This is a genomic window from Staphylococcus argenteus, assembly GCF_000236925.1.
Classification (GTDB): Bacteria; Bacillota; Bacilli; order Staphylococcales; family Staphylococcaceae; genus Staphylococcus; species Staphylococcus argenteus.
The window spans coordinates 808172-822540 of the sequence record NC_016941.1 but is presented as its reverse complement, the minus strand read 5'-3'; the positions used below and the strand labels follow the sequence as shown (position 1 = coordinate 822540).

Sequence of the window (14369 nt, the reverse complement as noted above, 5' to 3'; positions counted from 1 at the left end):
TGTTATAGGCTATCTCTAGATTTATCAAGACCCTATTGGCTGCTATTTGATTACAAATTAAAAAACCTGCCACAGTCTCAACTCTGTGGCAGGCTATAAATTTAAGCGTGAACTTTTTTAAGCGTGAACTCAAAATCTTTATTCAATTTATACCGTCATAATAATCCTCAACTAAAATTATGTCAGCATTTATTTATAAAGAATATTATTTATCTAAGTTGTAGAATGATTTGATACCATCATATTTAGCAGTTTCAAATAATTCATCTTCGATACGTAATAATTGATTGTATTTAGCAATACGGTCAGTACGTGATAATGAACCAGTTTTAATTTGACCAGCGTTTGTTGCAACAGCGATATCAGCAATTGTTGTATCTTCTGTTTCACCTGAACGGTGAGAAACTACTGCTGTGTAACCAGCTTTTTGAGCCATTTCGATTGCATCAAATGTTTCAGTTAATGTACCGATTTGGTTAACTTTGATTAAGATTGAGTTACCAATTCCATTTTCAATGCCTTTAGCTAAAATTTCAGTGTTTGTTACGAATAAATCGTCACCTACTAATTGTACACGGTCACCGATACGCTCTGTAAGTTGTTTCCAACCATCCCAGTCGTTTTCGTCCATACCGTCTTCAATTGTAATAATAGGATATTTGTCTACTAATTGTTCTAAATAGTCAACTTGTTCTGCAGCTGTACGTTTTGCACCGTGTTCGCCTTCGAACTTGCTGTAGTCATATACACCATTTTCATAGAATTCTGATGAAGCACAGTCAAATCCTAAGAATACTTCTTCACCTGGTTTGTAACCAGCTGCTTCAATAGCTTGGATAATTGTTTCAACTGCATCTTCAGTACCTTCGAATTTAGGAGCGAAACCACCTTCGTCACCTACTGCAGTTTCTAAACCACGTTTGCTTAAAATTGATTTTAAGTTGTGGAAGATTTCAGTACCCCAACGTAATGATTCTTTAAACGTTTTAGCACCAACAGGTAAAATCATGAATTCTTGGAAAGCGATTGGTGCATCTGAGTGAGAACCACCATTTACGATATTCATCATTGGTACTGGTAATTGTTTACCATTAAATCCACCTAAATATTTGTAAAGTGGTTGACCTAATAAGTCAGCTGCTGCACGTGCTACTGCAATAGAAACACCTAAAATAGCGTTAGCACCTAATTTACCTTTGTTTGGTGTACCGTCTAATGCGATCATCATTTTATCGATAGATACTTGATCTAATACTGAGAATTCACCTTCAATAATTTCTGGTGCGATGATTTCATTAACGTTTTCAACGGCTTTAGTAACACCTTTACCTAAGTAACGTGATTTGTCACCGTCACGTAATTCAACGGCTTCATGTTCACCAGTTGAAGCACCTGATGGTACTAAGGCACGTCCAAATGCGCCACTTTCAGTTAATACTTCTACTTCAACAGTTGGGTTACCACGAGAGTCTAAGACTTCGCGAGCGTAAACATCTGTAATAATTGGCATGTTTATAATCTCCTTTAAATAGATATTCTATAATTATTATAGCTTTATTCTTTCATTTAACAAAATGATATTACTATTAATTTCAAAAAATAAGTGTCATTAAGCGTTTACTTAACATCTTTTACAACATTAGTGTTTAATTAATGATTCACCAGTCATATCTTCTGGTTGTTCGACATTTAATAAATCAAGTAATGTTGGTGCTAAGTCACCCAAACGTCCAGTTTCACGTAATGTAACGCCTTCTTTTGTTACAATTACTGGTACCGGATTAGTCGTATGCGTAGTCATAGGTTGGTCATCATCAGTTAATACTTGATCTGAGTTACCATGGTCAGCAGTAATAATTGCATAGCCATCCATTTCTAAAATCTTATCAACTACTTCACCTAAACATTCATCAACCGCTTCAATCGCTTTGATAGTAGGTTCAAGCATACCACTATGACCAACCATATCTGGGTTAGCAAAGTTTAAAATAATTAAGTCCAAGTCACCTTTGTTTAACTCTTCTAATAATGCATCTTTAACTTCATAAGCACTCATCTCTGGTTTCAAATCATATGTTGCAACTTTAGGTGAATCGATTAAACGACGGCGTTCACCTTCAAATTCCTCATTACGTCCACCACTCATAAAGTATGTTACGTGAGGATATTTTTCAGTTTCAGCAATACGTAATTGTGTCAAATTATTATTTTGCGCAATTTCACCAATTGTATTATTTAAATCGACTTTTTCGAAAACGATAGCCGCATCGATATTGTCATTATACTTAGTGAATGTTGCATAGAATAAGTCTTTAACTTGTTCAACTTTAAAACCTTCAAATGCTCTGTTTGCAAATATTTCCGATAATTGAGCTGCTCTATCAGGACGGAAATTATAGAAGATTACTGCATCTCCATCATTAACACCGTTATTTTGATTTTCAACGATGAATGGTACTACGAATTCGTCTGTTAAACCTTCATTATAACTTGCTTCTACACCTTCTTTTGCAGTTGCAAATTTTGGCGCCTGAAAGTTACGAATTGCATTGTAAGCTTTTTCTTCACGTTCCCAACGTTTGTCACGGTCCATCGCGTAATAACGACCAGACACAGATGCAAATTGACCAATACCTAATTCATTGAATTTAGCTTCAGTCTCTTCGATATATTTTAAGGCTGATTTTTGGTCTACGTCACGACCATCTAAAAATGCGTGAACATAAACTTTTTCTACACCTTGTTTTTTAGCAAGTTCTAATAAAGCAAACAAATGTTTGTAATGGCTGTGTACACCACCATCAGACAATAAGCCAAAAATGTGTAGTGCAGAGTCATGTGATTTCACATGTGCAATCGCATTATTCAAGACATCATTTTCAAAGAAGTCCCCGTCCTCAATTGATTTGTTGATTCGAGTTAAACTTTGATAAACGATACGTCCTGCACCGATATTCATATGACCTACTTCAGAGTTACCCATTTGTCCTTCAGGTAGTCCAACATCTAAGCCACTCGCTTCGATTTGCGTTGTTGGATATTTATTGTAATAACGATCAAAATTAGGTTTATTTGCTAACTTAACCGCATTACCATGTTCGCTTTCGCGGTTCGCAAAACCATCTAAAATAATTAACGCAGTTGGTTTCTTAGCCATGATTATTTTGCACCTTCTAACAATTGTACGAAATCTTCAACTTTAAGTGATGCGCCACCTACTAATGCACCATCGATATCAGTTTGTGCCATATATTCTTTAATGTTGTTAGGTTTTACACTACCACCATATTGAATACGTGTAGCTTCTGATACTTCTTTGCTTGATAGGTCAGCAATTGTTTGACGTACAAATGCACACATTTCATTCGCATCTTCAGATGTTGATGATTTACCAGTTCCTATTGCCCAGATTGGCTCATAAGCAATCACAGTTGCTTTAAGTTGATCTTCAGATAAACCTGCAACAGCTTTCTTAACTTGTTCACCTACAACATTGTTAGCTTTGCCACTTTCACGTTCTTCATCAGTTTCACCAACACAAATAATTGGAGTCATACCATGTTTGAAAATCGCGTGCGCTTTTTTGTTGATTTCTTCATCAGTTTCATGGAATAATTCACGACGTTCAGAATGTCCGATAACAACGTACTTCACGCCTAAATCAGCTAATGCAACAGGTGATGTTTCGCCTGTAAATGCACCATTATCTTCGAAATACGTATTTTGAGCACCGATTTCTAAACCTTGTGCTTTTCCTTCTTTAACTGCAGTAGTTAATGCATCTAATTGAATTGCTGGTGCACAAATTACTGATTCTACTTCTTTTGAATCTGGTAATGTTGGCAATGCATTAACGAAGTCTTTAGCTTCTTTTACTGTTTTGTTCATTTTCCAGTTACCAGCTATTATTGGTGTTCTCATTAAAGACACTCCTTATTTTGTAAATATTTTTAGAAAAGTGATGAAACATGTTGTCATCTTATGACAGTTTTCCCGTAACAAAGTTAAACAAACATGTCACATCACCTTGTAACTATCATTTTATTATTTATCGTTAATTGCTTTAATACCTGGTAATTCTTTACCTTCTAGGTATTCTAATGACGCACCGCCACCAGTTGAAATATGAGTAAAGTCATTTTCAAAGCCTAAAGAAATCGCGGCTGCTGCTGAATCACCACCACCGATGATTGTAATCGCGTCTTTAAGGTTAGCAATTGCTTTACATACGCCGATTGTACCTTGAGCAAAGTTACTAAACTCAAATACACCCATTGGTCCATTCCATACAACTGTATGTGCGCCTTCTAATTCATCAGCAAATAATTTAACTGTATTTGGTCCAATATCCATTCCTTCTTGATCTGCAGGAATTGAATCAGATGGTACTACAGTGATTTTTGCATCATTAGAAAATTCTTTAGCAACTTTAGTGTCTACTGGTAATACAATTTTATCACCATGTTTTTCTAATAAATCTTTAGCGAAGTCGATTTTATCTTCTTCCAATAATGAAATACCAATTTCTTTACCTTGTGCTTTTAGGAAAGTATAAGCCATACCGCCGCCAATAATAATTTTATCAGCGATGTTAACTAAGTTTTTGATGACATTAATTTTGTCTGATACTTTCGCTCCACCTAAAATTGCAATAACAGGTTTTTGTGGATCGTTTACTACACCACCGATAAATTTAATTTCTTTATCCATTAAGAAACCAGCTGCAGTTTCTAGGTGTGTAGATATACCTACGTTAGATGCATGCTCACGATGTGCAGTACCAAATGCATCATTTACAAAAACGTCACCTAAAGAAGCCCAGTACTTACCTAGCTCTGGATCATTTTTAGATTCTTTTTTGCCATCTAAATCTTCATAACGTGTATTTTCAACTAATAATACATCGCCTTCTTTAAGGTCTTTAATAGCTGATTCAAGTTTTTCACCACGAGTTTCAGGTACAAAAACAACTTCTTTATCTAATTTTTTTGATAAATCTTCAGCTACTGGACGTAAAGTTAATTTAGCTTTATCACTTTCTTCTTTCACTTTACCTAAATGTGAAAATAGAACGACTTTACCACCTTGTTCAATAATATATTCAATTGTAGGTAAAGCTTGAACAATACGGTTATCATTAGTAATTTCACCGTCTTTTAAAGGTACGTTAAAGTCAGCACGTACTAAGACTGTTTTGCCTTTAAGATCTAAATCAGAAACAATTTTTTTAGCCATGGTGTTTCCTCCTTGTAATTAGGAAATTTTATATAAAAATAAGCGGAGAAGCGTTTGTGCTCCCCGCTTACTCATAAGCTTTATTTAATGCCAAATAGTTCTGAGCACTAGCGTATTTGAATAAAAACTATACTAAAATTATTTAGAAAGTTCAGCTAAGTATGCTAATGTACGAACTAATTGTGCAGTATATGACATTTCGTTATCATACCAAGCTGCAACTTTAACTAATTGACGGTCGCCTACTGACATTACACGAGTTTGTGTAGCATCGAATAATGAACCGTAAGTCATACCAACTACGTCTGAAGAAACGATTTCGTCTTCAGTGTAACCGAATGATTCGTTAGAAGCATTTTTCATTGCTTCGTTAACTTGGTCAACTGTTACGTCTTGTTTTTCTAATACTACTGTTAATTCAGTTAATGAACCTGTAGCTACAGGAACACGTTGTGCACCACCATCTAATTTACCATCGATTTCAGGAATTACTTTACCGATAGCTTTTGCAGCACCTGTAGAGTTAGGGATGATGTTTTCTGCAGCTGCACGAGCACGACGTTTGTCACCTTTTCTGTGAGGTGCGTCTTGTGTATTTTGATCACCTGTGTAAGCGTGAATTGTAGTCATTAAACCTTCAACTAAACCAAAGTCATCGTTTAATACTTTAGCAACTGGTGCTAATGAGTTTGTAGTACATGAAGCACCTGAAACAACTGTTTCAGAACCGTCTAACTCTTGGTGGTTAGTGTTGAATACGATTGTTTTTAAGTCACCAGTAGCTGGTGCTGAGATTAATACTTTTTTAGCTCCTGCTTCGATATGAGCTTGGGCTTTATCTTTATCAGTGTAGAAACCAGTACATTCTAATACTACATCGATGTTTAAGTCTTTCCAAGGTAATTTGCTTGCATCTGGTTCACTGAATGATTTAACTTCTTTACCATTTACGCGGAAACCACCATCAACTACCTCAACTTCACCTGTGAAACGACCTTGCATAGTGTCATATTTTAATAAATGCGCTAACATATCGTCATCTGTTAAGTCGTTTACTGCTACAACTTCAAGACCTTCTACTTCTTGAATTCTTCTGAATGCTAAACGACCAATTCTACCAAAACCATTAATTGCTACTTTTACTGCCATTATAATGGCCTCCTTTAAAATGATATTTAAAAAGTATTAAACTTTTTATCTCTTATTCAAGTATTATTTTTGCTGCTGCTTCATCAGTGATTAACACTGTGTTCTTTGGAGCAATTGTTAAGTAAGCTTTAATTGCTTCGCCTTTCGATTTGCCTCCTGCAACTGCAAAGATAAAGTCTTTTGATTCAAGGTCTTCTAATTGAAGTCCGATTGTCTTAACTTTATGGACTATTTGACCTTGTGTATCAAAATAATAACCAAATGCCTCTCCGACAGCTTGATGATGTTGAAGTTGATCAATGACCTTTTCAGGTGATTGTCGTCGATGCGCCATCTTCAGCGCATCACCAATGCCGTGTATAATAACGTTTGCTTGTTTAATTTTGTCTAGAGTGTTTATGACTGATGGCTCTAATAACAACGTGTTATATGTTGTTTCACTGACATTGTCAGGTACATACATCGTTGTATAATAGCCTCCAGCTTGTTGTGCCATACTTGCTGCAATGGTGTTTGCTTGAAAAACAACATTTTCACCTAATCCACCTCTAGCTGGAACAAAGAACACATTATATGGTAATAAATGTATTGCTTCGCTTACACAAGCCATTGTAGATCCACCTGTTACTGCAACAATTGCATCTTCTTGTAATATGCTTTCAAGTAATTGTCCAGCTTGCCTACCCAATTCTGTTTTAACAGCTTGGTTGTTATCAGCATCTCCAGGAACAACATGTACTTCTTTAATTTGAAATTTCTCTTTAATACCTTCAGATAAACGATTATCATCTGCATAAATATCAAAGTAACCTTTCAATTGTGAAATAAGCTGTTCACCTTCTACTGTTATTTCCATACCAGTAGGCTTTACTTTTATCAAATCTTGTTTCTTAAGCATATCAGTTTCAGATCGAAGCACACGCTCAGTCATATCCAAATGTTCGCTTAAACTCCGACGTCCGACAGGCTGATTTTTTGAGATAGTAGTAAGAATAGAAAAACGTTTATACATTTTATCTATAAGATCTGGTATAAGCTTTTGCTGTACTTGCAATAAGTCTTTCACTACTACCTCCTCCTTATAGTTTTAATGTAAATAAGGATCAATCACAACCAGTGGTTGCCTTTTTAAGTCCCACCTGGGACAAAAATTAACCTCTTTACACTTGCAATAGTACTATTCTATTTCGAAAATTGCAAGCATAAAACTTAAATTTTCTAAATAATTTGATAAAGCGCTTGCAATATAAAATTCTATACTAAGTAAAAATATACCTTACTTTATCTACCGTAATAAATTGTATACCCTTAAATACGTCAATTAATCATTAAATATCGTGCTACTTATGTAACTATTGCGGTGGATTAATTTTTATCACCTAATTATTGCTAATAAGAATCTATCAATTCCTTTTGTTTCTCTTTCTCATCCAAAAAATAAAAACCAATATTCAAGACAACTAAATTTAATTAGATGTCCATCATATTGGTTAATTACAAAGCTATTTTATCAAACTTATTGTTTGTCATTAGCATTATTTTGCTTATTTGCAGATGATTGATTATTTTGTTGTGTTGGCGCTTGTGGCTTGGATTGCTGGTTCGATTGATTATTTGATTGATTATTGTTATTTGGCTTTGTTGCTGGTTGCTGTGGTTTTGGTTGTGCTTGTTGCTTATTATCATCCGTCTTATTTTTGTTATCGTCTGTTTTATCTTGAGTTGATTTATCTTTATCATCATTAGAATCATCTTTCGATTCTTTATCGTCGTCTTTTTCTTCCTTAGCTGGGGTTTGTTTCGTTGGCGCTTGCTGTTGAGGCTGCACATTTTGATATTGATTTTGTTGGGGTACTTGCTGATATTGACTTGCTTGTGAATCTAATTCATTTTGTTCTCTTTCCTCTTGCTCTTTTTTCTTCTTCTCTTTTTCCGCATTTTCTTTTTGACGTTTTTCTTTTTGTTCTTGCTTTTGCTCATTTAACATACGTTCTTTTGCTTTATTTGAATGATCTACAAATGCAAAAATAGCAAATACTAGACCTCCAAGTAATAACAATACCGTTACGATACTTACTACCTTTGCTGTTGTGCTCATTTTTTTCTTATTACCATCTTCACTATTATTGTAGTCGTAATTACGATTCGACATACTCTCCCTCACTTCAAACTATTTTAAATATAAAAATTATTACTCACTTACTGCTACGTTTGCAATTAATTTGCCTATTTATTTTGATAAAGTTCCAAATAATATAAACCATTACCTTACTTCGTTACGTTATGCCAAAATCAAAAAATATGCTTTTTTACTATTTTCATAATTGTAAATTGAATTCACTTATACAAAGAAATAGTAGTCTTATATATCTTAACATTTAATAACTGAATGAAACATATTTTGCCTATTTTTTTTAAAATTAAACATTCAATCATTCTTTATCGGTGATCAAAACTATTCAACGCCACGAGAGTATTTCAATACTTAAGACATGGTTTTTAAATATTAGAATGTATTCACTTATTTGATATTGTTAAATTTTAAAATTTTAAATCAAATGAATTGCTTTAACTTAATGTATAATGGGAATATATATAGTATAAAAAAATGACCCGCACGATACTCGCACGGGTCCACTACTAAAGGGAGTCAAATTTTTACCTTCGTTTGTATCATGCAGCGTTTTACACATACTTTTAAGAGATGTTTATTCGTTATCGAAGGTACACCTTTATTATAACTTATATGATTTTTATTAAAATACAATTCAAAAAAAGTTATTGACATATTATTGTCTAAATAATGTATAACCTTTGAACAACAATAATAATTCTTAAATAGTGACTTAATTCAAAATTACATGGGGTGAAGGATAATGAAGCAATATTTAATTACTGGTGGAACAGGTATGGTAGGTTCTCACATAGTTGATGCAATTAAAGAAACACATTCACACATCACAATTCTAACTCGACACGATCAAATCTCTAATGATTCCAAAATATCATACGTAAACTGGGCCAAGTCTGGTTGGGAAAATAAAGTGCCTCAAAATATTGATGTTGTTATTAATTTGGCAGGAGCAACTTTGAATAAACGATGGACGCCTGAATATAAACAAACATTAATGCTAAGCCGAATCCAATCTACACAAGCGCTATTCGAATTATTTAAATCACGAAACAAAGGACCTAAGGTTTTATTTAATGCTAGTGCTACTGGTTACTATCCACCTGATTTATTTACGAGTTATACAGAAGTTTATAAAACTTTACCTTTTGATTTCTTATCCGACATCGTGTATCAATGGGAACGTTTTGCAAAACAATTTGAACAATTAGGGACACGGGTTGTTATAGGTCGTTTCGGCATCATATTATCAAATGACGGTGGTGCCCTACAAACAATGAAATTACCATATGAATTCTATATTGGTGGTAAATTAGGTTCCGGTCGACAATGGTATTCATGGATTCATATTGATGATTTAATTGAAGCTATTTTATTTTTAATCAATAATGATTCTGCATCTGGACCATTTAACTTAACTGCACCTATTCCTGAACGTCAGAATTTATTTGGCTATACATTGGCTAGAGCTATGCATAAACCTCATGAAACATGGGCGCCTAGTCTTGCCATGCGACTTATCCTCGGTCAAATGTCGACAGTTGTTTTAGATACTCAAAAAGTCCTACCAAATAAAATTCAAGCATTAGGTTTCCAGTTTAAATATAAGAATTTAAAAAATGCTCTTGAAAATTTAATTAATGAATAGCTAGATATATTAACTTATCATCAAATTCATACTGTAAAAAATAAAGTCTAGGTGATTATTTTAAATAACCCCTAGACTTTTTTAATATCAGCGTAGTAAAAATATCAATAAGATTAATGACATTTATAAAAAGTGCGTCATATATCATTTATATAAACGACAAAAGGTCAATAAACATTCATACTGTTTAACTTGCCTTATCTCATTAAATATATGACTGATATTTTGGTTCCCAAATTACTTCTTCAATAGCCCTTTCAATATCATTGATTGGTTCTGCATTTAACCCTTGATCAATGACACTTTGAGCAACAGCTTTCGCGATAGCATGAGAACATTGATGTATTTTTTCAACTGGAGGTAATACAGCAGCTCCAGGTTCTTCTGGATTAACCATTCCTCCAAGAGCATGACTCGCTTCTGAAAGGATACGTTGATTTACTTTTGTCGCTTTAGAAGCAATAAGACCTAATCCCAAACCAGGATACATTAATGCATTATTAGCTTGACCAATGCTATAACTTATTCCATTATATTCAATGTCTTTATAAGGAATTCCTGTTCCAATTAATGCTTTACCGTTTGTCCATTTCAACAAATCTTGTGCCTTTGCTTCTGCTAGTTTTGTTGGATTAGATAACGGAAAAATCATCGGACGTTCTTCGTATTTCAGCATTGCTTTAACTACGTCTTCTGTAAACGCCCCTGCTTGTGTTGATGTACCGATTAATACTGTCGGTTCAATTTGTTCGACTACTTCGTGTAAATCTTTCCAATCTACTGAATTTGAAAAATCATCTCTATTTTTAGCAAAATCTTTTTGCGCGTCAGTTAAGTCATTCATATCATCAAACAATAAGCCTTGCTTATCCATAATATAGAAACGTTGATGTGCCTCCACTTCTGTGGCTCCTTGTTTAATCATTTCATTTTTTAAAATATTAGTAATACCCATACCAGCTGTGCCGCCACCATATACTAAAAATTTCTGTTTCGTATAGTCTTCTTTAGTAATGTTTAATGCACCTAACACACCTGCTAATACAACAATTCCTGTTCCTTGAATGTCGTCATTAAATGTTGGTAGCATATTCTCATATTTATCTAAAATATTTTTAGCATGACCTCTTCCAAAATCTTCCCAATGTAATAATGCATTAGGATATTCCTTGCGCACCGCACTTACAAACTTCTCTACAAAATCGTAATACGTTTCATCATCTACACGTTTATGGCGATTACCTAAATAAAGTTCATCATTTAGCAATTGTTCATTATTTGTACCGACATCTAAAGAAACTGGTAAAACTTGAGATGGATTAATTCCTGCAGCAGCAGTATAGACCATTAATTTTCCAATAGCAATGTCTACGCCATCTACACCCCAATCTCCAATACCTAAAATACCTTCTGCATCTGTCACAACGATCAAACGAATATCTCTACCATTGGATACGTTCTTTAATTCTTGTTCAATATTATTTGGTCGATCTACAGATAAAAACGCTGCATCTTGAGGTCTACTGAAATTTTCATTATATTGTTCAATTGATTGTGCTATAACAGGATCATAAATAATTGGCATAAATTCAACTAAATGCTCTGATGTTAATTTATAAAACAATGTGCGGTTACGATTGAAAATTGCCATTAAAAACAATCGTTTCTCAAAATCAGTTTGTTTTGCTTTAAATTGTTCATAACATTGTTCAGTTTGTTCTTCTAATGTACGCACATTAGCCGGAAGCAAACCTTCTAAACCTAATTGTTTTCTTTCTTCATTTGTAAAAGCTGTTCCTTTGTTTAAAAATGGATTATTTAATAATTCAATGCCTTTCATGGAATCATCCTTTTTCTTTTTTTAGATTGTGAAAATATGTGTTCATCTTTATTGAACCTATACTTATATGTTTTACCCATGTTATTTCAAAATCATACAATAGATTAAGATCAATCAATTAAATTTTTAAAATGATAAAAATAAAAAAGTAGGCCATTCAGCCTACTTCTAATAATAAATTATTTTGTTTCTGGCACCATAACTTCATCAATTAGGCCATATTCTTTAGCTTCTTCTGCAGTTAAGAAGTTATCACGATCAGTATCTTTTTGAATTTTTTCGATACTTTGACCAGTACGTTCTGATAAAATGCGGTTTAATTTTTCACGTGTTTTTAAAATATGGTTTGCAGCAATTTCGATTTCAGTTGCTTGCCCTTGTGCACCACCTAATGGTTGGTGAATCATTACTTCAGCATTTGGTAATGCAAAACGTTTACCTTTAGCACCAGCTGCTAATAAGAATGAACCCATAGATGCAGCCATACCAATACAAATTGTTTGTACATCTGGTTTAATATGTTGGATTGTATCATAAATTGCAAAACCAGCTGTTACACTTCCACCAGGTGAATTAATGTATAAATAAATATCTTTCTCTGAATCTTGTGCTTGTAAAAATAATAACTGTGATACGATTGAATTTGCTACGTTGTCATCAATTTGTGAACCTAACATAATGATACGGTCTTTTAATAAACGTGAGTAAATATCATATGCACGTTCACCGCGATTTGTTGTTTCAATAACTGTAGGAATTAAATTCATCTATATTTCCTCCTTGTAATAACTGTTACTCATTATTTTACATATTAAGTCAAATTTGGTCAAACACTTTGATTTTAAATTAACACATTGTTTGACGCTTTAGTCTTTCCTTTGTAAACTGATATTATCTATTTTAGATTGTACTTATTTTACTTCTTATAGTACAGAAATATGATTAACTAAATTACTCCTTGTGGTGTAATGGATAACACGTAAGATTCCGGTTCTTAAGATAGGGGTTCGATTCCCTTCAAGGAGGCATTTTAATAAAATACAATACTTTTCAATACAAAGAATCCTGCATTGCCAGGATTCTTTTTTATGTAGCATTTTGATTTTGTAGGTCATAGGAACCTTTCAGGGACTCAAATAATTATTACATTGATATTTTTAATGACCGAACTATTACATATGATGTCACCTAATCTTGATTATTTATTTTCCTTTATCTTCTATAAACGCATCTGTCCAATTTGATAGGTAATCGATATATTGTTCATTATACCCGTAAAAAACATCAAAAAAGGCATTTTTGATAGTTACTACCAAAAACACCTGACTTACTTATAATTCTATTTGATCGCCATTTCTAATTTTATCAGCTAAATCGTTTAATTTTCTTAATCTATGATTCACACCTGACTTTGAAATCGGCCCCGTTGAAACCATTTCTCCCAGTTCTTTCAATGATATCTCTTGATGTTCGACTCTAAGTCTAGCTATCTCTCTAAGTCTATCTGGTAAATTTTCAATACCGATTTCTTTGTCAATTAATTTAATACTTTCAACCTGTTTCATAGCTGCACTAACCGTTTTATTTAAATTTGCTGTTTCGCAATTAACAAGTCGATTAACAGAATTACGCATATCTCTAACAATACGTACATCTTCAAATTTTAGTAAAGCTTGATAGCCTCCAATTAAACTAAGAAAATCCGAAATTTTTTCAGCTTCTTTTAAATACGTTATACTTCCCTTTTTTCGTTCTAAATGTTTGGCATTGAGTTCATAACTATTCATAAGTTTCGTTAAACCTTCAGCGTGACTTTCATTTTGAGAGTAAATTTCCAAATGATATGATGAAGTTTCAGGGTTATTAACTGACCCCCCCGCTAAAAAAGCACCACGCAAATAGCTACGTCTCATTTCATCATCTTGTATCATTGATTGATCAATTTCATGCGTAAAAATGCCATTCTTTAAAATACCTAACTCATCAAGAATTTCTTTCGCTTTCATTTTTGTACGACAAATATAAATATTATTCTTTTTAAGTTTCATCTTTTTACGAACTAAAATTTCTACTTCAACATTGAAGACTCGTTTGATTAAAGAGTAAATCCGTCTTGCAGTCGTTGCATTTTCAGTTTGTACGTTAATGACAAATTGTTGATTTGAAAGACTAAGCGCACCATTCATTCGAATTAATGCACTGAGCTCTGCTTTTGCATTCATTTCATCGACGTCTATTCTCGTTAATTCATTTTTCATTTCTGATGCAAAGCTCATCTTACAGTCATTCCTTTCTAATTTATAACATGATTCTTATTCAAACCATCGTCATTGTTCATTTAATAAACACAGCCCTATTATCATATC

At 33.4% G+C, this 14369-nt stretch carries 11 protein-coding genes; 1 reads left to right on the top strand and 10 read right to left on the bottom strand.

All coding sequences use genetic code 11. The features are described 5' to 3' along the window. Nucleotides 1–205 precede the first annotated feature (205 nt). From eno to SAMSHR1132_RS03770, 7 genes are all read right to left on the bottom strand, one after another. Entirely contained in the window at nucleotides 206–1510 is a 1305-nt protein-coding gene (gene eno, locus SAMSHR1132_RS03800; protein ID WP_001121757.1) for a surface-displayed alpha-enolase, read from the bottom strand. A gap of 129 nt (nucleotides 1511–1639) precedes the next feature. Continuing rightward, the gene (gpmI, locus tag SAMSHR1132_RS03795) at nucleotides 1640–3157 is read right to left on the bottom strand and encodes a 2,3-bisphosphoglycerate-independent phosphoglycerate mutase (protein ID WP_001085494.1); all 1518 of its coding nucleotides are present in this window, start codon (nucleotides 3155–3157) and stop codon (nucleotides 1640–1642) included. A gap of 2 nt (nucleotides 3158–3159) precedes the next feature. Beyond that, complete coding sequence (tpiA, locus tag SAMSHR1132_RS03790; protein WP_001260084.1) at nucleotides 3160–3921, bottom strand: triose-phosphate isomerase; 762 nt, start codon at nucleotides 3919–3921, stop codon at nucleotides 3160–3162. Nucleotides 3922–4044: 123 nt separating this feature from the next. Next, complete coding sequence (locus tag SAMSHR1132_RS03785) at nucleotides 4045–5235, bottom strand: phosphoglycerate kinase (RefSeq protein WP_001074740.1); 1191 nt, start codon at nucleotides 5233–5235, stop codon at nucleotides 4045–4047. A gap of 138 nt (nucleotides 5236–5373) precedes the next feature. Next, on the bottom strand, nucleotides 5374–6384 hold the full coding sequence (gene gap / locus SAMSHR1132_RS03780; protein WP_000279412.1) for a type I glyceraldehyde-3-phosphate dehydrogenase: 1011 nt from the start codon (nucleotides 6382–6384) through the stop codon (nucleotides 5374–5376). 52 nt (nucleotides 6385–6436) lie between these two features. After that, nucleotides 6437–7450, bottom strand: coding sequence for a sugar-binding domain-containing protein (locus SAMSHR1132_RS03775; protein ID WP_000654033.1), 1014 nt, complete (start codon nucleotides 7448–7450; stop codon nucleotides 6437–6439). A gap of 450 nt (nucleotides 7451–7900) precedes the next feature. Beyond that, nucleotides 7901–8536, bottom strand: a complete 636-nt coding sequence (locus tag SAMSHR1132_RS03770; protein WP_000071229.1) for a DUF4887 domain-containing protein — start codon at nucleotides 8534–8536, stop codon at nucleotides 7901–7903. Nucleotides 8537–9260: 724 nt separating this feature from the next. Here SAMSHR1132_RS03770 and SAMSHR1132_RS03765 point away from each other — a divergent pair. Beyond that, nucleotides 9261–10163 (top strand): TIGR01777 family oxidoreductase, encoded by a 903-nt coding sequence (locus SAMSHR1132_RS03765; RefSeq protein WP_000816291.1) that lies wholly within the window; start codon nucleotides 9261–9263, stop codon nucleotides 10161–10163. Between the two features lie 205 nt (nucleotides 10164–10368). Here SAMSHR1132_RS03765 and SAMSHR1132_RS03760 read toward each other — a convergent pair whose 3' ends face one another. The 3 genes from SAMSHR1132_RS03760 to whiA form a co-directional block, all read right to left on the bottom strand. Continuing rightward, nucleotides 10369–12003, bottom strand: coding sequence for a malolactic enzyme (locus tag SAMSHR1132_RS03760; RefSeq protein ID WP_000675902.1), 1635 nt, complete (start codon nucleotides 12001–12003; stop codon nucleotides 10369–10371). Between the two features lie 179 nt (nucleotides 12004–12182). After that, nucleotides 12183–12770 carry an ATP-dependent Clp endopeptidase proteolytic subunit ClpP gene (clpP, locus tag SAMSHR1132_RS03755; RefSeq protein WP_001049165.1) on the bottom strand — a complete coding sequence of 196 codons (588 nt, stop codon included), beginning with the start codon at nucleotides 12768–12770 and terminating at the stop codon, nucleotides 12183–12185. Nucleotides 12771–13334: 564 nt separating this feature from the next. Next, nucleotides 13335–14279 (bottom strand): DNA-binding protein WhiA, encoded by a 945-nt coding sequence (gene whiA / locus SAMSHR1132_RS03745; RefSeq protein ID WP_000006553.1) that lies wholly within the window; start codon nucleotides 14277–14279, stop codon nucleotides 13335–13337. Nucleotides 14280–14369 lie beyond the last annotated feature (90 nt).

What these genes read in the sequence shown, in the direction of transcription:
- eno (WP_001121757.1), bottom strand. Translation starts at nt 1,510, where the DNA reads ATGCCAATTATTACAGATGTTTACGCTCGCGAAGTCTTAGACTCTCGT.
- gpmI (WP_001085494.1), bottom strand. Translation starts at nt 3,157, where the DNA reads ATGGCTAAGAAACCAACTGCGTTAATTATTTTAGATGGTTTTGCGAAC.
- tpiA (WP_001260084.1), bottom strand. Translation starts at nt 3,921, where the DNA reads ATGAGAACACCAATAATAGCTGGTAACTGGAAAATGAACAAAACAGTA.
- SAMSHR1132_RS03785 (WP_001074740.1), bottom strand. Translation starts at nt 5,235, where the DNA reads ATGGCTAAAAAAATTGTTTCTGATTTAGATCTTAAAGGCAAAACAGTC.
- gap (WP_000279412.1), bottom strand. Translation starts at nt 6,384, where the DNA reads ATGGCAGTAAAAGTAGCAATTAATGGTTTTGGTAGAATTGGTCGTTTA.
- SAMSHR1132_RS03770 (WP_000071229.1), bottom strand. Translation starts at nt 8,536, where the DNA reads ATGTCGAATCGTAATTACGACTACAATAATAGTGAAGATGGTAATAAG.
- SAMSHR1132_RS03765 (WP_000816291.1), top strand. Translation starts at nt 9,261, where the DNA reads ATGAAGCAATATTTAATTACTGGTGGAACAGGTATGGTAGGTTCTCAC.
- SAMSHR1132_RS03760 (WP_000675902.1), bottom strand. Translation starts at nt 12,003, where the DNA reads ATGAAAGGCATTGAATTATTAAATAATCCATTTTTAAACAAAGGAACA.
- clpP (WP_001049165.1), bottom strand. Translation starts at nt 12,770, where the DNA reads ATGAATTTAATTCCTACAGTTATTGAAACAACAAATCGCGGTGAACGT.
- whiA (WP_000006553.1), bottom strand. Translation starts at nt 14,279, where the DNA reads ATGAGCTTTGCATCAGAAATGAAAAATGAATTAACGAGAATAGACGTC.